Raw genomic sequence first — 26628 nt, forward strand, 5'->3', positions numbered from 1 at the left:
GCAGTTTATCTAATAAAAAGATCACTTGTTTCTAAGACAAGTGATCTTTTTATATGTACAGCTACTGAACTTGAGTTCTGGGTAAAAACACCATCTCAAGTAGTTAGCAAAAATGAATTGTCCACGTCCCAAAAATTACAAGAACAATATTGGCAACGTACTCATGGCGCTGTTCGTACAGCCCTTGAAGAAGCTGTATTAGCTTTAAATGCCTATGGCTTAGAAGCTGAAATGGGGCATAAAGAAGTAGGTGGCGTTAAAGGTAAAATTGACGATGAAGGTCATATGGACCATGTATTAGAACAGCTTGAAATTGACTGGAAATACACTGGCAATCCACTTCAAACAGCAGATAATGAACTAGTAGCGCGCATTATTGTACGTGAAGTATTCCGTAAATATGGCTTAGATGTAACCTTCCAAGCAAAACCAATTATTGGTGTAGCTGGTTCTGGGGAACACACTCATTTTGGCTTAATGGCTAAAATGAAGTCCGGCAAAATGATTAACTTATTCTCCCCAGCAGATATGCGTAAAGCAGCTTTAAGCTCCATTGGTCTTGGCGCGATTATGGGGGTGCTTAAAAACTATGAAGTAATGAATCCATTCATTTCCTCTACTACGGACTCTTTGAATCGTTTAAAACCAGGCTTTGAAGCACCAATTTGTATCGTAACTTCCTTTGGTGAAGATCCAAGCGTACCGAGCCGTAATCGTACCATTCTTTGCGGTCTAATTCGCGATATTGAAAATCCAATGGCTACACGCTTTGAACTTCGTTCTCCTAATCCATATACCAATACTTATACAGCGATTGCTTTAATTTACTCCGCTGTACTCGATGGTCTTCGCTATGTACTTACTTCTGGTAAGTCCTATGAAGAATTATTAGCTGAAATTTCTAAAGCGCCTGAAGCTGAGGCAGATTATTTAGAAAAAGGCCGTGCATACCGCTCTGAAAAAGACGTATTCGATGATTATACCGTCGAAGAACGCAATGCTATGTTCGGTATGCCACCAGCTACTGTATGGGAAAATATCTTAGGATATCGCAATAATCCTGAAAAAGCACAGGCATTAGCTAGTGCTGGGGCATTTGCTACGGATTTGATGGACTCCTTTATTGCCGGTGTAATTAATCGTTGGACTTTGGAACTTACTAATCGTATTGTACCTTCTAATTTAGGCCTTGTGCGCGCTATGAAAGCAGCTCATGAAACTAATGCCTTCGACGATGCTCGTTGGGAAGAAGTAAATCGCCTTCGCTTATATCTGGCTAAAGATAGTGTAACTGAAAAATCCTTATTCACTCGTATTATTGAAGCTGTAGCAGCTAAAGACTATGACACAGCCTCTATATTACAAGTTGAAATGGGTGAAAAAATGGCTGAACTAGAAGCAAAATACTTCGAATATAGCCGCAACTTAATTTAATAGTTAGATTCTAGTTAATATAACTCCCTTACAAACTAATGGAATCGCATGTCAGTGTGGAACTCATTAGATTGTAGGGGAGTTTTTTTTATATATTTTTATATATTTTTTATGTAATTTGTCTGTAGATATTCATGTAGTTTGTAAAGAAAACAGTAGCGCTTATAGTGGGAATATCGTACAATAATATTTAGTATTGGGTTCGTCATTTTATTACAAAGGCATGTAAGAAAAGGAGACTTACAGGCCTAGTTTGTAGTAAGAGGAGGACTATTATGGAACATAATGTTTCCCCGCAAAATCATAAATCGGTTCAAAATCTTTTGTTATCCCCAACTAAGCCTTTAGGGATTGCCTTAACTATTGCAGGTACGGATCCCTCTGGTGGAGCTGGCGTTATGGCTGATTTGAAATCATTTCAGTCGCGCCAAGTTTATGGGATGGCGGCTATTACAAGTGTAGTGGCACAAAATACAAAGGGAGTACAGAGTATTCAAAATGTAGACCTTACTATGTTAGATGCTCAACTTCGCTGTGTATATGAAGATATTGCCCCAAAGGCAGTAAAAACGGGTATGATTCCTAATGTAGAGATGATGCGCATCATTCGAAACTATGTAGATGGTTCTATTCCCTATGTTATGGACCCTGTCATGGTGGCTACGAGTGGCGATTATTTAATTGACAAGGCTGCACGGGATCAGTTTAAATCTGAGTTGATGCCGGTGGCCACTTTAGTGACCCCTAATTTATCAGAGGCCGAGTTTTTAGTGGGTTTTTCCATTGAATCTGAAACAGATATTGCAAAAGCTGCGCAAGTTATTTTAAATGAAATGGGACCAAAAGCCGTTGTTATTAAAGGTGGTCATTTTGGCACGATGGCCAAAGATTATCTTTTTATTCGCGGTGAACAAGTTAAGACCTATGAAAGTCCTAAATTAGATACTAAACATACTCATGGTACAGGCTGTACTTTCTCTGCTGTTATTACGGCCGAGTTGGCTAAGGGGAAGGCCTTAGAAGAGGCTGTTTGGATTGGTAAGCAGTTTATAGCGAGGGCCATTGCTCAAAATCCATCCTTAGGGCATGGTCATGGACCAGTGAATCATATGGTATTTCAAGGAGATGTAGAATTATGAGAGTCAAAGATATGACTCATTATTTAGATCAATTGCGGGCTAAACAGCCACTTGTTATTTGCCTAACTAATGATGTAGTAAAAAATTTTACAGCCAATGGCCTCTTGGCCTTAGGGGCATCCCCTGTTATGAGTGGGTGTAAAGAAGATTTAGCAGATTTAATGCCTCATGCGGATGCATTACTCATTAATATTGGCACCATTACCCCTGAATTGGCTAATTTATATAAAGAAGCAGCGAGGTTGGCAAATATTCATAATGTACCTATAGTATTAGATCCTGTAGCAGCGAGTGCAGGAGCTTTTAGAAAATCAGTGGCTCTCGATTTATTACATAATTATAAAATTGCTGTAATTCGCGGCAACGCTGGTGAAATCGCTGCCTTAGTGGATGAAAGGATTGCCACAAAGGGCGTTGATAGTAGTGGCGCCACTGAACCAGGGGCATTAGCGCAAAGAGTAGCTCAAACATACAAGACCGTAGTTGTCGCTACCGGTGCGATTGATGGGGTGGCTACGGCGTCTCAATTTGTAGAGTTAGGGAATGGTTCCTCCTTAATGCCAAAAGTTGTAGGTACGGGTTGCTTACTAGGTGCTGTAGTGGCCGCTTTTGTAGGGATTGCAAGAGAACTTACAGTGGCAAAGCCTAACAGTGATACTAGTGATGACCATATGTTGTATTTTGATCTCGCAAGAGCGGCCCTATCTACGTATAATGTGAGTGGTGAATTGGCAGAACTTAAAAGCTTTGGTCAAGGTCCTGGCACGTATGGAGTGGAATTTATTAATGCCTTAGGAGCTGTTACGGATACTATGACTATAGAGCAGACGCGCTGTGTGCGTACAGCTAGTATTAATCCGTATAATGAGTCTGAATTGATTCGTAAGGCCTTGGGGATATATTTTATCTGTGGCACACAGGATTTTGATGGCGATGAAGTCGTAGCCCTAAAGACGATTGAAGCAGCCTTAAGGGCAGGGATTACCATGTTTCAACTTCGCGAGAAGGGGGCAGGCTCCTTAGTGGGGGCTAGAAAGAAAGCCTTTGCCCTTTCGGTACAAGGTCTTTGTAAAACATATAAGGTGCCATTTATTGTAAATGATGATATGGATTTAGCAGAGGAACTTGATGCTGACGGTGTACATATTGGTCAAAACGATGATCCTATTGAGACTGTAAGAAAACGTTTTGGTCATAAAATTATCGGTTTATCGATTCATGATGTGGCAGAATATAAAATCTCCAATGTGGAACTAGCCGATTATATCGGGGTAGGTCCTATTCATGGGACGCAGTCAAAAGCTGATGCTAAGTCAGCTATCGGTTATGAAGGCATAGAAGCAGTGCGACAATTTGCTCCACAAATACCTATAGTTGCTATAGGTGGCATCGTAGCAGCTGATGTGGCACCACTAAAAGCAGCTGGTGCCGATGGTGTAAGTGTTATATCCGCTATTACCAAGGCAAAGGATATAGCGCAAGCTGTTAAAGTGCTTAAGTAAGGGCTTTATAATGAATTGATTGATAGTATTTGATGGAGTTATATTATCAATTAGTATTTTCAAAGTTCATACAGGACAAACCAATGTGATAAAATTATACGAACTATGCTTTTAAATCATAAAATTAGTTTTTGTTTAACGTATATGTAAATCAAAGATTTCTGTTGGTTTATAAATTTAAAATATATATTTTTGGTAATAAAAAGAAGCGGCTATATCATCTTGATATGAGCCGCTTCTTTTCAATTATGTTATACTATGTTTCGTCATGGAAATAATATATTTCCATCATAATATTGACCACCTAGGGGTAAGAGATTGGTATATTGCCACATATAAACATCAGGCAGGTCACACTCCGTATTGTATTGAGCACACCATTTGGGGCAAGAGAGTTGGCTGCTATCAATATGATGGGTCCACCAATCAAGATTAGCATATATACCACAGTGATAGTATCCTGCGTTCCATAGGGTATTAACAAAGACACTACACATGTTGGTGATTTCTTGCTTAGTAAGCGGTGGCAGACAATACGTCGCCTTGTAGTCATCGGCATCTTCCATGTCATACCAAATGCCTAAGGGAATATGTTGCGGACTTAAGCCACAGTTTTGCAAGACTTGTATAACAAAATTAGCTTCCTTCTTCGCATCGACTTCATGAAGTGCGTAGGAATAGTAATAAATGCCTATAGGAAGCCCAATTTGAAGGGCTTCATTTACATTCTGATAAAACTTTGTATCTAGGTGTCCTTGGCCATAACCTAGGCGAATAATGACGAAGTCAATATGGCTTTGCTTTATAGTTTGCCATGGAATGATTCCATTGTGTTCACTAATATCAATGCCGCGAATTAAATGTGTAAACTTAGATTTAGCACCACTTGTACTAACTTTAGGGGCTTCGCTAAGAAGTTCATAGGATTCTTTACTAAGTTCCCGATCTTTTTTACTACGTTCGTATTGCTTTTTAGTGCGTATCATGATGTAACAGCTCCTTAAAATGTACTTGCAACGCAGCTAGAGCACGTTGTTTGTGTTTGTGAATGGCTTGCCTTGATATATTGTAGTCTCGACCTAACTGCGCCATTGATTTTTGATGGATATAAATATCTTTTAACAAATCTCGTTGCTTAGGTGCTAATTGTTGTAAGGCCTTATGCAAGGTCGCATAGGTATGACTCTTCATATACTCATATTCAGCGCTGTCGGCTGGATTAAGTAAATCTTCTAAATTTAATATATTTGAATCAGGTTTACGATCGCTGTCGAATTCTTGACCTAAGATGCAGCTTTCCTGTTCCCATTGGTGGCGATACTTTTTAAAAAGATTATATTGTCCATATTTTATGCGTGATTTTATAAAACCTGAAAAGGGAATATGAGTTGATGCGTCATATTCTTTCAATGCTTTAAGAAAACAACACCAGAGTTCGTTTTCTAGGTCCTCTTTCACCTTGTGAACTGGTGTGAGTGATGCATACTTTCGGATAAGGGGCTCGTAATTTTGGCAGAGCTGGGCTATGGACTGAGCATGGCCTGCTTGGGCTAGCTTTACTATGTTAGATTTATAACTAGTGTCTAAATATACCATATTCTTTCCTCCTTTACTGTTTTAGATTACGTAACCTAAGATATATTGTAGGATGTCTTGTGGTACTGCACAATAGGCCTAAGTTATCATGAATTTTACCCGGCATATTTGAAAAATACCATTATATATGGAAAGGGGGTGGTTAATGAGTATAATGAATGGTTTTTTATGTTTTTTTATAGTTTTCCTAATGAAAAGAGGTGGTATCTGCGATTATATTCCAGATCATAAGAGCTAGGGGATGTATGGCTACAAAAGCTTTTAAATAAAAAAATTTAGCCCTATGGACTCATGATTTATGGTACTTAATCATAAAAAATAATGTGCTTTATGTTACCTGCATTTTAAATTTGAGAGTAGTGTAAAACGTAACAGTATCTAGTAAATGAAAACAATAGGAATGAACTCAATCATTTACACTAGCTTGTAGTTGGAGTTACATGAGGTTGTATTGATATTTTGTTTTTTAGATGTTAGTTTCCATTTTTATGAGGTAACATAAAGTGCGGAAAGTTATTATAAGATAATAAAAATTAGACATTCGATGGAACAAAAGGTTTGCATGGAGGAGGGCATAAAAAATATCGATTAAATATTTTAAATTTTATTTCTAATATTATGTAAAGAATTATAATGAGGTTTTAAATGGGAAAAAAATTAAATTTTCAATTTAAACCGATTAATAATATTTCATCGTACAATTCGTTTTTTCTATTGGCGATGGAAGCACTTTTATTAGAGGCTCATGTAAGTCAAGAGGTAAGGGCTCAGTGTTTAGGCCCCTATAATCAGGCCTTTTCCCTATTAGATAGGGCTGTTAAAAGGGGACGTTTAACTCGAAGTACTAGAGATTATATGAGTAAAAGCTTTAGAAAGGGAGCGTTTACCATTAAGTCAAATCGAAACTTACTGAGTGCCGTAATGTATGGCAAAACATTAATGGATTATTTGGTTAACATGAGCAAGACTGCCGTGCATTTTATCAATCTTGAATGGGATTACAATAATGAGCTACACAAGAAGGGGATCAATTTTGTTCAATCATTCTTTACGCCCTATGATTTTAATAAGCTCATCGAAGAGCAAGCATATCGTATGAATGGACATACGTCAAAAACATACGAGCCTAGTTCATTTAGCTTCATCTATACTTATGAATCGGGGATTCGTCATATTACTTGTAAATTGGCGAATCATATAAAAGATATGTGGCGTATGATGCATAGCGAAAATATTGAAGCTAATGCGAATTTTTGCGAACTACTATGTAAGTTAAATGCTTACAGTAATGAAATTACTTTACTTCAAGAGCTAGTAAATAAAGTCAGTGGTTATGGCCCTATAAAGTATGAGGAGATATTTTTGACTGTTAGGTCTTTATTTAGCTACAATCAAACACTACATACTTTGTGGCGTTCTGTAGTAAATTTAGTGGAGGAGCAGTTATTGCAGGGGCTTAGCCTCGCCCCATCAAGGCAGGAGGCACTGATAAAACAAAGCCATGAGATTTATGCTTTATTAGATGAATTGCAGTGTGGTATTCATCTTTGTTGTTTTCGTCTTTGTGGAGGTGATATTTATAAAGGACAGATAACCTTCTTTAGAGGTACGCATGTCCGGTTATAACTTTTTTCTTAAATTCTTCTTTTTATTAAACTCTTCTAAGATGTGTAAATTGCTTGAGTCCATATTTTAGTAATATAATAAAAATACATCAGAAAGATACATCAGAACGATAAAGTAAGGCCATCCATTAGAACCATACATTAGAAAATATGTGAGGAAAAATATCAAAAAATATCAGAAAAACTTATATTAATTCAGCTAATTAATTTAATAAAATTTCCTATGAATCTTTATGTGGTGTTCATGATAGCATGGTATACTAAAATATAAATTTACTTGAGGAGTCGGAATGTACTATGAAATACCCTATTCACCAGTTTATTCAGCAGGTGTTACATGATGCTGGCCTCGATATAAGAGCGTGGTGTTATGAACGGAGTTTATATGTAGAAGAAAATGGAGCTGTATTACTTGTTAATGATGATGAGTTTTATGATTTTTTAATAGCCCATAAAAGAGCCCTAACTGGAAAATGCATAGCTAATTTAAGCAATTTAGAATTATATCGTCATTTTAACTCATTAGTTTACTATACTTTGGTGGGCGCTAATGCCATTGAGGGACTTCAGCGCTATATAGATTTTAAAAATCAAATAGGTCCTATTGGCATCGAATTGAAAGAAAGTGAAACGGAGTTTATTTTGCGATTTATTCATAAATCAACGGGGCTCATACTGACTGATCAAATGCTGAAATTAGAGCATGCCTATATTGTTAATGTACTAGGTCAGGGTGGTGGCACGTATACTTCCTGGCAAGGGCGCAAACACAAAGGGGGTCGCCTTGTAGAAAATAGATTAGTATTTCAGCGCACAGAATTACAATTTCCATTCCTTAAAAGCCACAATTTTATGTCGCAATATTTAATAAAGGCGAGAGCGCCATATTACAATCAACTAATGACTGAATCGGGGCATTTTTCACATTTATTAATTGATGAAATACTCATGGGCTTGTTGCGTCATGAATATCACATTATATCGTTAGCTAAACAGCTACAGATGAATGAGCGAGCGATACAAAGGCATTTGCATGATGAGGGGACATCGTATAAGCGTTTGCTAAAAGATGTGCAGCAAATGATGATTAAGGTATATTTGGACTTGTCCATAAGTTCTGAAGAAATAGCCTTCTTGACGGGTTTTACTACATTGAGGGATTTTCTGAAAACCTTTAGAGCTTGGTTCGGTAAGGGGTTTGCAGCTTATACAGAAGAACGGCGAAATAGTAAGAGAGAATTCCTTTCTTGATGGTTTAGTTATTAGTATTGCCAATTCTATTATGGATATATCTTACTGTTTGGGGAGGCTTGCATATGAAAACAGCGCATGAGATTATACATAATCCATTTTATAATAAGGGCACGGCATTTACTGCCAAGGAGCGAACGCAGTTTAAACTGCATGGCCTAGTGCCCCCTGGGGAGCAAAGTCTTGAAGAGCAAGTGGCAGAGGTTTTTGAAGCATTGCAACAGGCTCAAACAGATTGGGAAAAACGTTATATTCTTATGGATATATATCATCACAATCGTATTTTATTTTATAAATTATATCGGTCTCATATGACTGAGTGTATGGCTCTCTTATATGATTTGGGTGACAATGGAGCTAAAACTAATAGTATAAGTTCTCATGATAGACTGCCCTTAGACACTGTATATCTATCTATGGATGATGGGGATTGTATGCAAGAGGTTTTGCAGGCTGCTGGGCAGGGGCAAGCTATAAAATTATTTATAGTGACTGATTCGGAAGATATTTGCCATAGAGGGGATTTAGGCATTTATGGAGCTGCTAATAGTCATAGAACGGCTCTATTGTATAGTGCGGCAGCAGGCATTGCTCCTAGACAGATTGTTTCAATTGTGCTAGATGTGGGCAACAATCGCACCTCTTTATTAGAAAGTGAATTCTATATAGGGGCGAAACATAAACGAGTTACTGGCAAGGCATATTATGAGTTTATGGAACGATTTTTAGATACGGTAACATCTATATATCCTGATGCTTATGTACATTTCGAATCATTTCGCCGGCACACAATGGATACAATGCTTAAGACTTATAAGGACCGATATGCTCTCTTTAGTGCAGACTTAGAAGGCACCAGTGGAGCTGTGTTAGCTGCTATTTTAGGAGCTCTTCGCATGTCTAAGCAGGTGTTATATAATCAAATCTATATGTCCTATGGTGCCGGCACAGCGGGCACAACGATGGCAAATCGAGTATTGCAAGAGCTTATGGACCAAGGACTGAGCCGCGATGAAGCATTGGCACATTGCTATTTGGTAGATAAGCAAGGTCTTTTGTTTGACGATATGGAGGACTTAACACCAGAACAGCGTCCATTTGCTAGAAAACGCAGTGAATTTGTTAATAGTCGTGAGTTAGTTAGTTTAGAAGCTTGTGTAAAGGCCATTCGGCCAACTATTTTAATTGGCACCTCTTATGCAAGTGAGGCGTTCACTGAATCTATAATAAAAACTATGGCTTCTTATGTGGAACGTCCTATTATATGCCCTATGAGTTATCCTGTAGAATTTGTAGAGGCTAGGGCTGCCGACTTAATTCGCTGGACAGATGGACGCGCTTTAGTGGCCACGAACATCAAAGAAGCACCTGTAACATATAAAGGTCAGGTTTATGAAATAGGCCAAGCCTGTGGTGCGTTATTATTCCCAGGAATTCTTCTCGGCAGTCTCGCTGTAAAGGCCCGTCATATAACAGCAGGTATGTTAAATAAGGCGGCTCATGTTCTCAGTGAATTTGTTGATGTATCAAAGCCAGGGGCTTCAATTATTCCTAGCGTAGGGGCATTATATGAACTATCTCAGGCCATTGCATTAGCGGTAGGTCTGCAGGCGCTTCATGATGGTGTAGGCCGTGATACGTCTAATGTTGTAGACGATTCAATTGAATTAAAAGACTCTATTAAGTCAGCCATAGATCAGATTACGTGGCTTCCAGCTTATGAAGAGTTAAGTGAGGCAATTTATACTAATGAGCTTTGCCAAAGTAAGCAGAGTATAAGTAGTACAACAAAACATCGGTCTAGGAAGGTGCAAAAGAAAAAGAAAGGGAAGAAAAGTAAATAGTTGCACAATTCCTTAATTGGGCGTATAATCAAGTATGTAAGTTCGGTGATAATCAATTCCAATATGAACTTATAAACAATACAATTATATATAGAGTAGTCTTTGAGGCAAGGTGCGATGGTGTATTAGTTCTGCTGAAGTAGAAGTAAATGGATATACCAATCAATTCCTGACCGGCGGTTATAGTCCGCAAGCTCTGAAATGGGTTGACTCGGTGCGATTCCGAGACCGACAGTATAGTCTGGATGGGAAAAGACAGATACGCAGATTTATAGGTATAGCTTGGTAGCTATACAGGAGAGTAAGTTTGTGTAACCGTAATATATTCAAGGACTATAGAAATATAGTCCTTTTCTTTTTACCTCATAGATGAAATACGCTCTATGCAGTGCGTGTAGAGCTTGATTCTAGTATGTTAAATGATTGAGGTTATAGTATGACAGATGAGCAATATATGGCGCGGGCCTTGAGCCTGGCAGCTAAAGCGATAGGACATACACATCCCAACCCTATGGTAGGAGCAGTAGTAGTAAAAGATGGTCGCATCATAGGTGAAGGGTATCACCATAAAGCCGGTGAAGCTCATGCTGAAGTTAACGCCTTAAGAGAGGCGGGGGCGGAGGCACAGGGGGCTACCTTATATGTGACGTTAGAACCTTGTGCACATTATGGTAAAACGCCACCTTGTGCTAAACGTGTTATCGAAGCTGGATTAAAACGAGTTGTGGTGAGTATAGTAGACCCTAACCCGTTAGTCGCTGGTAAGGGCATTGCTATGCTGGAAGAGGCAGGCATTGAAGTTACAGTAGGTGTACTAGCTAAGGAATGTACCACATTGATAGAAGGCTTTTTAACCTATATTAAAACGAAAGAGCCTTTTGTAACTCTCAAATCAGCAATGTCTTTAGATGGTAAAATTGCTACGCAAAGTGGACAGTCGCAATGGATTACCAATGAGTCGGCACGGCGTGATGGACATGTTTTGCGGGCTACTCATGATGCGATTTTAGTGGGTATTGGTACTGTAATAGCAGACAATCCGACCTTAAATGCACGCATTACATATGAAGCGGTAGAGGCGCAGTTAACTCAAGCTGTTCAAGCCTATGCTTTGAAGAAAGCTCAAGAACCAGACGCTGAATTTACAGCTTTAAAAGTATATGAAAGGGCCGCAACTTCGAAAGAGAATGAAAGTGCCGCTACCTCAAAAGGGGATGAAAGTGCCGCTACTTGGACCGATCATGAAGCGAATGGAGCGTCAAAAAAACAGACAATTGATTGTGAAACTCAGGTCCATCAGCCTGATGTTGTTATTTTAGATAGTTTAGGGCGAACACCTACAGATGCTAAGCTTTGGAGTATAGGCAGTCGCTGTGTTCATATTTTTGTCAGTTCCAATTGCCAGGCTGTGGATAAAGCACGCTTAGAAGACGCGGGCGCTCAGGTCCATGTAGTAGAATTGGCTGAAGGGGGACTTGCTATCGACAGGGTCTTACAAACTTTGGGGCATCTAGGCTATACATCGGTATTAGTAGAAGGCGGTAGTCATGTTATATCGGCCTTTATGACACAAAAGCGATTTCATAAAATTGTAACCTATATAGGTAATATACTCATTGGGGGCCAAAAGGCTTTAAGTGCTATGGCAGGTAAGGGCCTTGATTTCTTAAATGAGGCACCTACTTTAGAGTATAGAGATGTGCAATTAATAGATAATAATATTCGAATTGAAGCCTATTATAAGGAAAGGAGTGGACGCTAATGTTTACCGGCATTGTAGAAGAAGTAGGCCATGTGGTAAGTGTGCGTCACACCGGGCCATCACTTCGTTTAACTATTGAAGGCAATAAAATCTTTGAAGACATGGAAATTGGCTGTTCCATTTCAGTCAATGGGGTATGCTTGACGGTAACTGAGTTTTCTGGACATCAATTTGTAGCTGATGTTATGGCAGAGTCTTTAAAAATGACTACATTTAAAAACTTAGCTAGTGGTACTCCTGTTAATTTAGAGCGTGCTATGGCTGCTAATGGACGCTTTGGCGGCCATATGGTGGCAGGTCATGTGGATGGCACGGGTGTTGTGCAGCAAGTGCGGCATATCGGTAATTCTGTGGTTTTCACCATTGCTACTACACCGGAAGTGCTAGAGTACATTATTTATAAAGGATCTGTTGCTGTGGATGGGGCGAGTTTAACCGTCTCAAAGCGGGATAGTCATTCTTTTGAAATATCGATTATACCGCATACTATTGGTAATACAATTTTAGCAAAGGCTAAAGTGGGTACTGTAGTTAATTTAGAAACCGACATAGCAGGACGTTATATTCAACACTTTCTTATGAATCAAAATTTTGCCAAACTTCCTAGCAAGGAATTGGATACCAAGGACCTGGGCAAGGAATCTGTTAAAGAAAATAAACAAGGCATTACAATGGATTGGCTGGCAGCCAAAGGGTTTATGTAAAGGAGCCAAACAATGGGACGTACATTAAATACAATTGAAGAAGTTTTAGAAGATATTAAAATTGGTAAACCAGTTATTATCGTGGATGACGAAAGTCGAGAAAATGAAGGCGATATCGTTATTGCTGCAGAGTTTGCTACAACAGAAAATATTAATTTCATGGTTAAAGAAGCCCGTGGCATTGTGTGCACACCAATGAAAAAAGCTGACTTAGACCGTCTTGGCATTAGCCAGATGGTAGAAAAGAATACAGATAATCATGAAACAGCCTTTACTGTAACTGTTGACCATGTAGATACAACTACCGGCGTATCCCCTTATGAACGAGGCCTTACAATCCGCCATTTACTTGATGACAATGCTAAACCAGAAGATTTCCGTCGCCCAGGCCATGTATTTCCCCTTCAATATAAAGAAGGCGGTGTCTTAGTTCGTCAAGGACATACAGAAGCATCTGTGGACCTTTGCCGTTTAGCAGGGCTTAAAGAAGCATCGGTCATTTGTGAGATTACTAATGATGATGGCAGCATGGCTCGCTTAGATGATTTATTAGCTTTTGCAGAAAAACATGATTTAAAAATTGCTTCTGTTGCTGAGCTAATTGAGTATCGCAAACTACACGAACCTATTATTACCCTTGCGGCAGAATCAAACTTGCCTACAGAATATGGTGATTTTAAAATTTTAGTGTTTAAGAACTACTTAGACCATAAAGAACATTTGGCCATCGTTAAAGGTGATGTAAAAGACGGTGAAGATGTGCTAGTTCGTGTTCACTCGGAATGCTTAACTGGAGATGTATTTGGTTCTAAACGCTGTGACTGCGGTCCTCAACTTCATAAAGCCTTAGAAACTATTGAAAAAGAAGGTCGTGGCGTAGTGGTGTATATGCGCCAAGAAGGTCGTGGCATTGGTTTAACTAATAAGATTAAAGCCTATGCCCTACAAGAACAAGGTCTCGATACAGTGGAAGCGAATGTAAAATTAGGCTTCCCACCTGATATGAGAGAATATTCCTTAGCGGCGCAAATTATCCGTTTCTTAGGCATTAAGAGTGTAGAATTACTTACAAATAATCCTTTAAAGCGTACAAGCCTTGAACATTGGGGCATTGATGTGCACAAACGAGTACCTGTGATTATTAAAGCTAATAGCATTAATGCATCATATTTACAAACTAAAAAAGAAAAGATGGGCCATTTATATTAATAGGAATGACCAATACGTAGTGAAGAGTAATACGTATTAAAGTTAATGAGATGATTGTAATGATTGAAATTAATACAATCATCATACGTATATCATACGTATGGGAAGCATTGAAGTTTTAAACAGAATATACATGTATTAGGAGGCATATTATGATTAGAGAAGGTAAATTATTAGGAACAGGTAAACGTTTTGCTATTATTGGCTCGCGTTTTAACGAATTTATTACATCTAAATTAATCGGTGGTGCTATGGATGCATTACTTCGTCATGATGTTAAGGAAGAGGATATTACTACAATTTGGGTGCCAGGGGCTTTTGAAATTCCTTTAATTGCCAAAAAAGCAGCGCTCAGCGGTAAATATGATGCTGTAATTTGCGTGGGTGCCGTAATTCGTGGATCTACCACTCATTATGATTATGTATGTAGTGAAGTGTCCAAAGGCATTGCTCATATTAGCCTAGAAACAGGTGTACCTGTTATGTTTGGTGTATTGACTACAGAAAACATCGAACAAGCTATTGAACGTGCTGGCACTAAGGCTGGTAACAAAGGTTTCGATTGCGCTATGGGTGCTATTGAAATGGTAAATTTGATCGAGCAGATTTAAAAGAAGGAGTATATATGGATATAATTCGTCGCTATACCACTAAAGAAGGCGTGCGTATGGCTATAGCTGTTACAAGAGATACGGTAGAAGAAGCAAGAGTTCGTCATGATTTGAGCCCAGTTGCTACGGCGGCTCTAGGTCGAACTCTGACTGGTGCTCTTTTAATGGCTGGAGATTTTAAAAATGAAGAAAATGTAAGTCTTCGTATTCAAGGGGATGGCCCTTTAGGCGTGATTCATGTAGATGCATTCAGTGATAACACTGTCCGTGGCTATGTAGATAACCCTACCGTTGATGTGCCTCTTAAATATGCTGGTAAATTAGATGTAGGCGCAGCTGTTGGTCACCATGGAGATGTAAAAGTAACTCGTTTTACTAAGCTTCGTCAAGACTATACGTCCCAAAGTCCGATTCAAAGTGGTGAAATTGCTGAGAATTTAGCTTATTATTTGTATACATCAGAACAAATCCCTGCCACTATTAGTTTAGGTGTATTGGTTGATACGGACCATACGACTAAGGCTGCAGGGGGCTTCTTGGTACAAGCATTACCAGATGCTACTGATGAGGCTTTAGCACAAGTAGAAGCTAATATTAATGAACTAGGACCTATTTCTAAATACTTAGAGTCTCATCCTGATGGTGAGGGCTTAGTAGACCGCGTTCTTCGTGGTTTAACGGTGGAACAAGTATATGAAGGGGATGTACATTTCCAATGTACTTGCAGTCGCGAACGGTTTGAACGAATCCTCATGACATTACAAGATGAGGATAAAAAAGATTTACTAGAAGATGAACAAACTGAATTAGTATGTCATTATTGTAATGAAAAATACCACTTCAGTCGTGAGGAATTGAAGTCTTTATTTGATGAAGCTAAACGTCATAAAAGCTAATAGTAAAGCTGAAGAAAAAGGCATATTTCAAGGTAAAGACTAAGGAAATAAAGTAAAGATTAAAGTAATAAAGTAAAGACTAAGGTAAATTCAAAACTGAAAACTAAGGCAAATCTAATGGTAGAGACTAGGGTTTTTATGTCTTTTCGTTTTTATCTTTTTTCTTTATAAATAAAACTGTATTCATGTAAAGTAATGATTAACGCTTTTATTGAGAATATGGTACAATATAATAGACAAGCCTTATATGACAAGTATTTAATTCTATAATACGAGTAAGTAACATAAGGTATCCATTCTCCAGGCTTGCCCTGGAGAATATTTTTTTATTTTATATGAAGAGGTGACATAATGGGCGTAATAGCAGTTATTGGTGGTACTGGCGTGTATGATCCATCCATGTTTGAACATATTGAAGCAAAAACTATGACCACTCCCTATGGTGATATTGCTTATACAGAAGGCTCTTATAAAGGTAAGAAAGTTATTTTTCTAGCTCGTCATGGGGCAGGTCATTCCATTCCGCCTCATTTAATTAATTATCGTGCTAATATTTGGGGCTTAAAAAAATTAGGCGTAACTGTTATTGTATCTACAACGGCGGTAGGTTCATTAAACCCCGATTATAAACCGGGTCAATTCGTGCTTATTGATCAATTCTTGGATTTTACAAAATCAAGAGAAGGTACTTTCTTTGATGGCAATGGCAAGAAAGTTGTCCACTTAGGCGTGGGCAATCCTTATGCCCCTGAAGTAAGAGCTGTTATTGAAGAGGCGGCGCATGAACTTAATATTGACATTCATAATGGTGGCACCTATGTGTGTACAGAAGGACCACGATTTGAAACACCAGCTGAAATTAAGATGTATCATATGTTTGGTGCCGACACAGTAGGTATGACTAATGTGCCAGAAGTGGTATTAGCAGGTGAGGCTGAAATTGCCTATGCTACGATTTCTATGGTAACGAACTTTGCGGCTGGCATATCGCCTACTGAATTAACTCATCAAGAAGTATTAGATATTATGCAAGAATTAAGTGATAAGTTTAAGGCTTTAATTTTACGTACTATTGAAAAACTTGACCCTGACCAAGACTTGCCAGCTCATCATCGATTGGCTGAATATGGTGGCTTTAAAGTGGCCTTAGGTAAAGATGGAGATTTGCTATGAGAAGTATTGAGTGGACAGGGGAAGAGTTAGTTTTATTAGATCAAACTAAATTACCTACAGAAGAGGTCTATATTCGCTGTACCGATTGGCGTGAAGTGGCAGAGGCTATCAAAATGCTTCGTGTGAGGGGCGCTCCGGCTATTGGGGTGGCCGCCGCCTATGGTTTGATTTTAGCAGCTAAAGAAGCGCAAGCTACAGTACTCCATGAAGCACGACCATTAGAGGATCGTGCTGTGGGGGAGAAGTCATTATTTTTAGACTTTGCCAATGAATTACGCAGTGCGAGACCGACGGCTATTAATTTAGCTTGGGCTATTGATCGCGTAGTAACCAATATTGTTGTGCCCGCTGAGTCCATTACGGCTGCTTTACCGCTTATTGAGGCGGAGGCACAGGCTATTGAGCATGAAGATTTGCAGCTTAATACGCGTATGGCTAAAGCAGGGATTACCTTATTTGAGGGGCAGCAGGGCATTCGCATTTTAACACATTGCAATGCTGGTGCTTTGGCTACCGCTGGAGTGGGCACGGCATTAGGTGTGGTGAGAGAACTTCATAAAGTAGGAAAATTAGAACGGGTTTATGCTGATGAAACGAGACCTTTGCTTCAAGGGGCACGCTTGACAGCCTTCGAATTACATGAAGACGGTATTCCCGTTACCTTGCTCACAGATAATATGGCAGCTTATGCTATGCAACAAGGCTTAATTGATGCTGTTATAGTAGGTGCTGACCGCATCACTACAAAGGGGGATGTGGCTAATAAAATTGGTACCTATGGAGTGGCATTATTAGCGAAAGCTCATAATATACCATTTTATGTAGCAGCACCTTACAGTACCTTTGATTTCACATTGGAGAATGGAGCAGATATTCCTATTGAAATGCGCGCCCCTGAAGAAGTGACTCACTTTAGTGGCGTCCAAACAGCACCAAAGGGCATTGAAGTGCTAAATCCGGCTTTTGATGTAACACCTCATGAGCTCGTTACAGCCATTATTACTGAGGAAGGTGTATTAAAACCGCCATTTACAGTATCTATTGATAAATTAAAACAATTAACTACGGATATATAAAAAACTATCAGAAAGAAGAGGATAGAGATGGAATCATTAATTAGAGATATTACATTAGCACCAGAAGGTCGTAAAAAAATTGAATGGGTAGCTAATTTCATGCCTGCTCTTAATAGTTTGCGTGAAGAGTTTAAAAACAGTCATAAATTTGAAGGTAAAACTGTAGTTGTAAGTGTTCACCTAGAAGCTAAAACAGCGTATTTGTCTACCGTTTTAAAAGAAGCTGGTGCTCAGGTGATTGTAACGGGGTCGAATCCGTTATCAACGCAAGATGACGTAGCCGCTGCACTTGTAGATATGGGCCTTACTGTATATGCTTGGCATGATTGTACTGAAGAAGAATATGTTATGTTTTTAAATAAAGCCTTAGATCATAAACCACATATTATCATTGATGATGGTGGTGATTTAGTAAATCTATTACATACGACTCGTCAAGATGCTAAAGAGCGTTTAATCGGTGGTTCAGAAGAAACAACAACAGGCGTGCATCGCCTTCATGCCTTAGCTAATGAACATAAACTAACCTTCCCAATGATTGCCGTAAATGACTCATATTGTAAGTATTTATTTGATAATCGCTATGGTACAGGCCAATCTGTATGGGATGGCATTATGCGTACGACTAATTTGACTGTAACTGGTAAAAATGTTGTCGTAGCTGGCTATGGCTGGTGTGGGAAGGGCGTGGCTATGCGTGCTAAAGGCTTAGGTGCTCATGTAATTGTTACTGAAGTTGATCCTATTAAAGCTATTGAAGCTGTATTTGATGGCTTTAAGGTTATGCCAATGATTGAGGCAGCGCCCATTGGTGATATTTTTATTACTGTAACCGGCTGTAAAGATGTGATTCGTAAAGAGCATTATGAAGTAATGAAAGATAAAGCGATTATGTGTAATGCTGGGCATTTCGATTGTGAAGTAAATGGTGTTGAGCTCGCTGAAGTGGCCGTATCTCATAAAAATGTACGCAAAAATATTGAAGGTTATACATTAGCAGATGGACGTACGCTATATTTATTAGCTGGTGGTCGCTTAGTCAACTTGGCCGCAGGGGATGGTCATCCAGCCGAAATTATGGACTTATCCTTTGCGATGCAAGCCTTAGCAGCAGAATATTTGCTTGACCATGGTACAACTATGGAAGCAACGGTTCATATCTTACCTCATGAGCTTGATGAACGCATTGCGAAGGTTAAATTGCAGTCCATGGGGTATGATATAGACGCATTGACACAGGAACAATACGATTATTTACACAAAGTTAACTAATGTATTTTTGTATACTGTAAAGTTTGTTCGGTTGTCTTATAAGAAAATTTCTTCTGTTATTTTATAGAATAGGTATTAATTTTATAAAATTATGTTTTTTAGAAAGGAGCTGACTTATGGCTCAGATTGTAATTCGTCATATTGACTGCATTACTGGCGAATATAAGGGTAATGAAAGTGTCATTATAAAAGACGCTACTTTATTATTAGAAAATGGATATATTAAACGCATTATAAGTCCTGAAGAAGCCGGTACTAAGGCTGGAGAAGCTCTTATAAGTGAAGCAATAAAAAATGCAGAATATGTACTGTATGGTGAAGGTAAAGTAGCAGCACCAGGATTTATCAATACTCATACTCATGTAGCAATGGGTTTATTTAGAAATTATGCAGATGACTTAGAGCTCATGGACTGGTTATCTAATGCAATTTGGCTAGCAGAAGCTAAATTAACTGATGAGCTTGTAGCTATCGGTACGCAATTGGGCATTGCAGAAATGCTCCGATCTGGCACAACCTGCTTCAATGATATGTATTTCTTTATGGACGAAACTGCTAATGTAGTGAAAGAAACAGGTATACGTGCTGTATTGTCCCGTGGTATGGCTGGGGTAGCACCAACGGCAGATGTGGCTTTACAAGAAAGTCGTCATCTCTATAATACATGGCATGGTTTTGAAGATAATCGCATCAAGGTTATGTTAGGACCTCATGCACCGTATACATGTCCTGATGCATACATGAAAAAGGTCATGGATTTAGCTCATGAATTAGGTGCTCAAATTCATGTACATCTTTGTGAAACTCGTACAGAAGTAGAGGATGTGTTAAAGGCTACTGGAAAAACACCAATTGCTCATTTTAATGATTTAGGTGTATTTGACACAGGCTGTATAGCAGCTCATGGTGTACATTTGACTGATGACGATATGCGTATTATGAAAGAAAAAAATGTGCGTCTAGCCCATAATCCACAATCCAATCTAAAATTAGCTAGTGGCATTGCTAATTTGCCGGCTTTACTTGAAAAGGGTATAACTGTAGGCCTTGGTACGGATGGTTCATCTAGCAATAATAATGCAGATATGTTAGAAGAAGTGCGTTTAGCTGCTATGTTACATAAAGCGACTCATTATGATCCTAAGGTAATCCCTGCTCACACAGCCCTTGCTTTAGGCACCGTAGAAGGAGCTAAAGTATTAGATTACAATGATTTAGGCCTTATCAAAGAAGGGTATCGTGCAGACATCGTTCTCTATGATGTGACGGGCATGCATTGGTTGCCACGCTATAATGATGTAGCGTCTTTAGTGTATGCAGCTAATTCCTCTGATGCTGTAACGACTATTGTAGCTGGTAAAGTACTTATGAAAGATCGTGAACTCTTGACTATTGATGAAGAACGTTTACGTCATGAAGTGCTAAAACAAAGTCAGATTTTTATGAAATAAAGTCAGATTTTTTGAAATAATGTCATATTTTTAGGAATCTCATGGAATTTATCCTACTACGCTTATATCTATAATGCGAGTAGTATGCAAAAAAATAGCCCTTGCCGAGGCAAGGGCTGTTTTTTATTATTAAGCTAATTTTTTAGCAGCTTCTAATGCAGCGTCGAAGTTAACTTCATGAGTTACTTCAGGAACATATTCAACATGAGCTACTTTATTGTCTTTGCCAATTACTACGATACCGCGAGTTAAAAGGCGAAGTTCTTCGATTAAGAAGCCATAGTTAGTACCGAAGCTTGCATCTTTGTGGTCGGAAAGAGTAACCACTTTGTCGATACCAGCAGCACCGCACCAACGTTTTTGAGCGAATGGAAGGTCCATGGATACAGTTAAAATTACTACATCGTCAGAAAGCTTAGCAGCTTCTACATTGAAACGACGAGTTTGTGCATCACATACGCCAGTATCTAAGGATGGTACTACGGAAATAATTTTTACTTTGCCTTCGTAGTCTTTAAGAGTTTTTGCTTGTAAATCATTATCTAATAGAGTAAAGTCAGGCGCTTGTTCGCCTACTTTAACTTCTTTACCAACAAGAGTCATTGGATTATTTAAAAATGTAATCACACCAGTACGTTTTTCCATTTCATTAACCTCCTAATGAATGATTGATTGAATACAAAAAGATTGGATGAGATTTCTCTCTTACATAAACAAGTATAGCATGTTGGAGGATAATAGTAAAACTATAAATTAAAAAAATTCGATATTTGTATATTTCTACTTTTTAAGGCTTTATGATAAAATAATATAATACATCGTTGATTTTCGATAAATACCTATATTTTGCATATAAGTATATGCCTATGTATTGTATGGCTATCTTTTATATTAGGAGTGACTATGAAAAAGTTACGTATTTTTTCCCAGTTTTTCAAAGGCTATGGGCCCGTATATTTACTGGGTGTTTTTGTGATGATTATTATTGATATTTTGTTTTTATATGTACCTAAATTAACTGGTGAAGCAATTAGCACCTTATATTATGGTAGAGAAGGATTGACTACCTATATAGGGTACTTTTTTATCTTAGGCATTGTGGTTACCATATTGAAATTTGCATCGCGCCACTTGCTACTGGGCTCTATTCGGCGCTTTGAGTTTTTATTGCGCCGTCGTCTCTTTGACCATGCTTTGTATATAAAAACTGCCTATTATGAAACAAATGGTCCTGGCAAAGTGATGGCTCTCATGACCAATGATGTAACTTCCTTGCGCGTATCATTAGGTCTAGGGGTCATGATATTAGTGGACGCCATCTTTTTTGGAATTTGCTCCTTCATATTAGTAGCCAATTCCATTAGCTTATCATTGGCCGCGACTATTCTATTACCCATGCCCTTTGTTCTCGTAGCTATGCTCTATGTGAGTCGGCGAATGCGCGCTAAACAGCGCGAGGCACAAAATACCTATAGCGATCTTACAGAATTTGCTCAAGAATTATTTCTTGGCATGCCCATTATCCGTGCTTTTAATAGGGAGATGCGCAGTGTAACACGTTTTATGAATATAAATACAGAAAATTACCATAAAAATATGAAGGTCGCCTTCTTAGACTCTTTACTGGCCCCGTTGACCTTCATAGCACCCTTTATGTGCTATGCCATTGCTATTTATGTATGTGGTGATTTAATTGTAAAAAATGAGCTAACTGTAGGTGAGTTTGTAGCTATTAATGGCTATTTATTGCTTATTATTGGGCCTATTATGGGGATTGGCTCCTTAGCATCTGTACTTCAAAAAGGTTTGGCTTCGCTAGATCGTATTTATGAGTTTCTTATGATTCCTGAAGAAGTAATGGGGGAAAGCAATGAAGAACTACCTTTAAGTGAACTGCGCTTAGAACATTTAAATTTTACTTATGAAGGAACTAAAGCGCCTATTCTAAAGGATGTGAATTTAATAGTAAAACCAGGTCAGTTCATTGGGATTGTAGGGGGCCCTGGGTCAGGGAAATCCACCTTATTCAAAGTACTGTTGCGTTTGCAAGAGATTCCTGAGCAGTCCGTGTTTATTGACAATAAAGACCTCGCTACCATGCCCCTTGAGGTAGTGCGCCGATCCATTGCCTATGTGCCACCGGAAAGTTATTTATTGGGTACTACAATTGGTGAGAATATTGCCTTTGGAGAGGCATCAAATCATAATTTAACATTGACAGAAGCAGCAGAGCGAGCAGCCTTAACTCGTGATTTAAAAGAACGCTTGCAGCCTGAAAGCAAGCGTTTAAAAGAGGGGGGCACAGACTTATCGGGTGGCCAAAAGCAGCGCATTAATATTGCCCGTGGTCTTTATAAAAATGCCCCCTATTTGCTTTTAGATGACAGTTTCTCTGCCTTAGATGCTATCAGTGCGGCTACGATTATTGATACCTTGCGAAGTGGACGAAATCAAACTTTGCTCTTCATTTCCCAGCGTTTAGAAGCCTTGCGTGATGCTGACCGCATCATTGTGTTTAAGGACGGCTCTATTGTAGAAGAGGGGACTCATGAAGCATTAATGGCCCTTAAAGGGGAATACTATCGCTTGTATGCCAAACAAATTGAAGGAGGTGAAGGCCTTGAGTAAGCAACATAACAGCACTTATGCAGTGCAAGAGGAAGTAGCCTTAACAAAAAGTGGCGATATTTTATTATTGCAACGCTTAGGGACTTATATTAAACCACATCTCCTACTTTTAATCGTGGCGGCCGTATTTTTATTAGTTGCCTTGGGGTTGGATTTGCTCCGACCTTGGATTATTAAAACAGTTATTGATACGGCCTTTCCAGAAAAGAGTTTAGGTCTTATTATGCAGTATGCAGGGCTTTATTTTGGGACCATTTTACTTAGTATGATGGCCATGTTTATACATAGTTTTATGCTTCAAAAATTTGGCCAGCAAATTATTTTTGAAATTCGTAATACTGTGTTTGCTAAGATTATTGCCCGCACGCCTGCTCATTTTAGTGAACTACCTATTGGCAATCTTGTGACGCGTGTTACTAATGATACGGAATCACTGCGCACCTTGTATACTGATGTAGTATTAAAACTCGGGAGCAGTGCCTTGATGATTGTAGGCATACTCATATCTATGTATATGCTGAATGTGAAGCTTGCCATTATGGTGACTTTTTTAATCCCTTTAATGGCCATAATGATTTATGTATACCAAATTTACGCACGCAAAGCCTTTCGTGGTGTTCGTACAAAACTAGCCGCTTCGAACACATCAGTGCAAGAGATGCTCAATTTCATAGTGATTATAAAATCCTATGTAGGCGAACGCATCATGGCGAAGCAGTATGACAAAATTAGCAAAGAATTTTTAGAAGCAGGTCTATTTGAAGTAAAGACATTTGCTATCTTTAGACCTATTGTTGATGCCTTAGTATTTGTTATAACCATTGCCATTTTCAGCTTTACAAATTGGTTTGATACAGTTATTGAAGCTGGTACGGTATTTGCTTTTCTACAATATATGAATAAACTATTTACGCCAATTAAAGAAATATCTGAAAAATATAGTAATCTTCAAAGTGCCTTAGCTGGGGCGGAACGATTAGTGCCTATTATTAATGAAGTAGCGGATACTGAAATTGAAGATGTGTTGGTTCCTGCTGAATTTAAAGTGATAGAATCCATCGAGTTTGACCATGTGTGGTTCTCCTATGATAATTCGGAACATTATGCCTTAGAGGATATTAATGTAACCATCAAAGGTGGCCAATTTGTAGGCATTGTGGGGCCTTCTGGGGGTGGTAAATCTACGCTTATGTCGCTCCTTATGGGCTTTTACAGACCGACTAAGGGCGTTATCCGCATCAGTGGCTATGACACGGCGGCGTATGCACCAGCGGTACTTAGAGAAATTATGGGTTATGTGTTCCAAGATAGTCATTTATTTAAAGGGACCATTAGAGAAAATCTATCCCTTTATAACAGTGATATTAGTAAAGAGGCCCTTATAAAGGCAACTCAAAAAGCACATCTGCATAATATGATAGAACGATTGCCACAGGGCTATGATACGCCGGTGGGGTATTTAGGTTCTTTATTGTCTTCAGGACAAAAACAATTATTGGCTATGGCTCGCGTTTTAGTAAGAGAGCGAAATGTGCTTATTTTTGATGAGGCAACGGCTCATATTGATAGTCATACAGAGCAATTAATTCAAGACTCCATTGAATCCATACGAGGGGAAAAGACAATTATTAGCATAGCTCATCGACTATCGACAATTCGTTCAGCTAATACGATTTATGTTATTCAAAATGGCCGAATTGTAGAGCGTGGTGCCTACAATGAATTGATACAGAAAGAAGGCGCGTTTTACCAACTTTGGAATGCTAAGTAAATTTACCTTTTTTTATGAAAAGATTATAATTTATTTAGAAATTGCCATTATTCTTTTATTACTCTGTGGTATAATAATCAATACATGTGTTTTCTAACAGGACGTTTGGAGGTGACTAAATGGAATTAATTACTTCAAAAGACAGTCGTACACTGAAGTTTGCTCAATCTTTGCAAAAGAAAAAATATCGTATGATTCATGACGCTTATTTAGCCGAGGGACTTCGTACGGTGGCTGATATGCTGCCAACGGGGCTGGTTAGTCATGTACTTATTAAAGAGGATGCTTCTTTAGACGTGCAAAATGTAGCCCATGAAGCAGAGGCAAAGGGGGCTTTTGTGTATGTTGTAAGTGATCCATTATTCCAGCTTGTAGAAAATACCGTACATGGACAAGGTATTATAGGCATTGTTAAAAAGAGTATTACTAATTTAAACAATTTTATAGAGGCTGAACTGAAACGACTAGGGCAAGGTATTAGTAAGAATAATGAACTAAACTGTACTGGCCAAGACCACGCGCCTAATCCTCAGGGGACTGCTCCTTTATATGTAGTTTTAGATGAGGTGCAGGACCCAGGAAATTTGGGAACTATCATACGAACTGCTGTAGCCGCTAATGTGAATGCTATTTTTCTTACTAAGGGGAGTGTAGACCCGTATAATGAAAAAACAGTGCGTAGCACCATGAGTGCTATAACGAAGATTCCTATTATAGAGGGCGTTACTGTGGAGGATATGGTAGAAGTCAAAGAAAGATTAGGCATTACTATTTATGCTACGGCCTTAGAAGAAGCTAGCTCTATTTATGAAACCTCTTATGCCCTGCGGAACCTAATCATTCTAGGTAATGAAGCCCGTGGCATTAGTGCAGAATGGCAAGCTTTGGCGGATAAAAAAATAACCATTCCCATGTATGGTCCTATTGAATCGTTGAATTTGAGTGTAGCCGCTGCGTTATGCTTTTATGCAGTGAGAGAGCGTGAAATAAATGATGTATAAAGACGCAGAATTAGATTTTGATCGAGCTAAACGGCAAGGTTTTCCTGAAGTCGTATATTGTGAAGGTAAAACTGACGATCAATGTATAGCAATTTTTAAAGAACTAGCAACTCATTATTCTTTATTTATGGGAACGCGGGCACGGCAAAGTATTTTTGATGCCCTTAAGGAGTATATTCCGTCCTTGCAATACGATGAAGTGAGCCGCATCATATACTGTAAAGAGGATTGGACTTTACAAAATGGCGAGCGCACCATAGCTGTCATCACTGCCGGTACCAGTGATGTATCGGTAGCTGAAGAAGCAGCGCTTACGGCAGAATTGATGGGCAACAAAGTAAATCGCATTTATGATGTCGGCGTGGCCGGCATTCATCGACTATTTAATCGCTTAGATGAAATTCAATCAGCAAATGTAGTCATTGTCATTGCTGGTATGGAAGGTGCTTTAGCTAGTGTAGTAGGGGGACTTGTAAATAAGCCTGTAGTGGCTGTGCCAACTTCTGTAGGTTATGGTGCTAGTTTTCATGGCTTAGCGGCCTTGCTCAGTATGCTAAACTCCTGTGCCGCCGGTGTGGGGGTTGTGAATATTGATAATGGCTTTGGCGCTGGTCGCCTGGCTCATATGATTAATAGTCAGCGTTAAAGCAAATTAGAAGGCACGCGTTAAACTAAAAGTCAGC

22 protein-coding genes and 1 riboswitch are annotated in these 26628 nt (G+C 38.8%); of the genes, 19 read left to right on the forward strand and 3 right to left on the reverse strand.

The window, feature by feature from the left end:
• The 3 genes from Q0376_RS05570 to thiM form a co-directional block, all read left to right on the forward strand.
• The coding region (locus tag Q0376_RS05570; protein WP_298705046.1) for a glutamine synthetase at positions 1-1434 on the forward strand (1434 nt) is incomplete at its 5' end.
• Between the two features lie 275 nt (positions 1435-1709).
• A complete protein-coding gene (thiD, locus tag Q0376_RS05575) occupies positions 1710-2573 on the forward strand; it encodes a bifunctional hydroxymethylpyrimidine kinase/phosphomethylpyrimidine kinase (protein ID WP_298705048.1) in 864 nt (287 codons plus the stop codon).
• The gene (gene thiM, locus Q0376_RS05580; RefSeq protein ID WP_298705050.1) at positions 2570-4075 is read left to right on the forward strand and encodes a hydroxyethylthiazole kinase; all 1506 of its coding nucleotides are present in this window, start codon (positions 2570-2572) and stop codon (positions 4073-4075) included. The genes thiD and thiM overlap by 4 nt, the downstream gene beginning before the upstream one ends.
• 266 nt (positions 4076-4341) lie before the next feature.
• Here the strand turns inward: thiM and Q0376_RS05585 are convergent, their stop codons facing one another.
• The gene (locus Q0376_RS05585) at positions 4342-5061 is read right to left on the reverse strand and encodes a GH25 family lysozyme (RefSeq protein ID WP_298705052.1); all 720 of its coding nucleotides are present in this window, start codon (positions 5059-5061) and stop codon (positions 4342-4344) included.
• The gene (locus tag Q0376_RS05590; RefSeq protein ID WP_298705054.1) at positions 5048-5671 is read right to left on the reverse strand and encodes a sigma-70 family RNA polymerase sigma factor; all 624 of its coding nucleotides are present in this window, start codon (positions 5669-5671) and stop codon (positions 5048-5050) included. The genes Q0376_RS05585 and Q0376_RS05590 overlap by 14 nt, the downstream gene beginning before the upstream one ends.
• Before the next feature lie 645 nt (positions 5672-6316).
• Between Q0376_RS05590 and Q0376_RS05595 the strand changes: the two genes are divergently transcribed.
• The 12 genes from Q0376_RS05595 to Q0376_RS05650 all read left to right on the forward strand — a co-directional run bounded on the left by Q0376_RS05595 (position 6317) and on the right by Q0376_RS05650 (position 20545).
• Entirely contained in the window at positions 6317-7297 is a 981-nt protein-coding gene (locus Q0376_RS05595; protein WP_298705056.1) for a hypothetical protein, read from the forward strand.
• Between the two features lie 296 nt (positions 7298-7593).
• Positions 7594-8547: a helix-turn-helix domain-containing protein gene (locus Q0376_RS05600; protein WP_298705058.1), complete on the forward strand. Its 954-nt coding sequence runs from the start codon at positions 7594-7596 to the stop codon at positions 8545-8547.
• A gap of 65 nt (positions 8548-8612) precedes the next feature.
• Positions 8613-10391, forward strand: a complete 1779-nt coding sequence (gene maeA / locus Q0376_RS05605) for an oxaloacetate-decarboxylating malate dehydrogenase (RefSeq protein ID WP_298705060.1) — start codon at positions 8613-8615, stop codon at positions 10389-10391.
• 95 nt (positions 10392-10486) lie between these two features.
• A riboswitch (FMN riboswitch) is annotated at positions 10487-10652 on the forward strand.
• Positions 10653-10827: 175 nt separating this feature from the next.
• Positions 10828-12153 (forward strand): bifunctional diaminohydroxyphosphoribosylaminopyrimidine deaminase/5-amino-6-(5-phosphoribosylamino)uracil reductase RibD, encoded by a 1326-nt coding sequence (gene ribD, locus Q0376_RS05610; protein ID WP_298705062.1) that lies wholly within the window; start codon positions 10828-10830, stop codon positions 12151-12153.
• Complete coding sequence (locus tag Q0376_RS05615) at positions 12153-12857, forward strand: riboflavin synthase (RefSeq protein WP_298705064.1); 705 nt, start codon at positions 12153-12155, stop codon at positions 12855-12857. The genes ribD and Q0376_RS05615 overlap by 1 nt, the downstream gene beginning before the upstream one ends.
• Before the next feature lie 12 nt (positions 12858-12869).
• Positions 12870-14066 carry a bifunctional 3,4-dihydroxy-2-butanone-4-phosphate synthase/GTP cyclohydrolase II gene (locus tag Q0376_RS05620; protein ID WP_298705066.1) on the forward strand — a complete coding sequence of 399 codons (1197 nt, stop codon included), beginning with the start codon at positions 12870-12872 and terminating at the stop codon, positions 14064-14066.
• Between the two features lie 149 nt (positions 14067-14215).
• Positions 14216-14677, forward strand: coding sequence for a 6,7-dimethyl-8-ribityllumazine synthase (gene ribE / locus Q0376_RS05625; protein ID WP_295788845.1), 462 nt, complete (start codon positions 14216-14218; stop codon positions 14675-14677).
• A gap of 14 nt (positions 14678-14691) precedes the next feature.
• Positions 14692-15573, forward strand: coding sequence for an Hsp33 family molecular chaperone HslO (gene hslO / locus Q0376_RS05630; protein ID WP_298705068.1), 882 nt, complete (start codon positions 14692-14694; stop codon positions 15571-15573).
• A gap of 351 nt (positions 15574-15924) precedes the next feature.
• A complete protein-coding gene (gene mtnP / locus Q0376_RS05635) occupies positions 15925-16746 on the forward strand; it encodes an S-methyl-5'-thioadenosine phosphorylase (RefSeq protein ID WP_298705071.1) in 822 nt (273 codons plus the stop codon).
• Positions 16743-17822, forward strand: coding sequence for an S-methyl-5-thioribose-1-phosphate isomerase (gene mtnA, locus Q0376_RS05640; RefSeq protein WP_298705073.1), 1080 nt, complete (start codon positions 16743-16745; stop codon positions 17820-17822). Before mtnP ends, mtnA begins: the two co-directional genes overlap by 4 nt.
• Positions 17823-17849: 27 nt before the next feature.
• Entirely contained in the window at positions 17850-19094 is a 1245-nt protein-coding gene (locus Q0376_RS05645; protein WP_298705075.1) for an adenosylhomocysteinase, read from the forward strand.
• Between the two features lie 116 nt (positions 19095-19210).
• Positions 19211-20545 (forward strand): amidohydrolase, encoded by a 1335-nt coding sequence (locus tag Q0376_RS05650; protein ID WP_298705077.1) that lies wholly within the window; start codon positions 19211-19213, stop codon positions 20543-20545.
• Between the two features lie 129 nt (positions 20546-20674).
• Here Q0376_RS05650 and tpx read toward each other — a convergent pair whose 3' ends face one another.
• Positions 20675-21190, reverse strand: coding sequence for a thiol peroxidase (gene tpx, locus Q0376_RS05655; RefSeq protein ID WP_298705079.1), 516 nt, complete (start codon positions 21188-21190; stop codon positions 20675-20677).
• Between the two features lie 258 nt (positions 21191-21448).
• Between tpx and Q0376_RS05660 the strand changes: the two genes are divergently transcribed.
• The 4 genes from Q0376_RS05660 to larB all read left to right on the forward strand — a co-directional run bounded on the left by Q0376_RS05660 (position 21449) and on the right by larB (position 26591).
• Positions 21449-23173: an ABC transporter ATP-binding protein gene (locus tag Q0376_RS05660; RefSeq protein WP_298705081.1), complete on the forward strand. Its 1725-nt coding sequence runs from the start codon at positions 21449-21451 to the stop codon at positions 23171-23173.
• Entirely contained in the window at positions 23157-24944 is a 1788-nt protein-coding gene (locus tag Q0376_RS05665) for an ABC transporter ATP-binding protein (protein ID WP_298705178.1), read from the forward strand. Before Q0376_RS05660 ends, Q0376_RS05665 begins: the two co-directional genes overlap by 17 nt.
• A gap of 119 nt (positions 24945-25063) precedes the next feature.
• Positions 25064-25945, forward strand: coding sequence for an RNA methyltransferase (locus Q0376_RS05670; protein ID WP_298705084.1), 882 nt, complete (start codon positions 25064-25066; stop codon positions 25943-25945).
• Positions 25935-26591: a nickel pincer cofactor biosynthesis protein LarB gene (larB, locus tag Q0376_RS05675; protein ID WP_298705086.1), complete on the forward strand. Its 657-nt coding sequence runs from the start codon at positions 25935-25937 to the stop codon at positions 26589-26591. The genes Q0376_RS05670 and larB overlap by 11 nt, the downstream gene beginning before the upstream one ends.
• Positions 26592-26628: the final 37 nt, after the last annotated feature.

The sequence above is a fragment of the uncultured Veillonella sp. genome, assembly GCF_937981445.1.
Classification (GTDB): domain Bacteria; phylum Bacillota; class Negativicutes; order Veillonellales; family Veillonellaceae; genus Veillonella_A.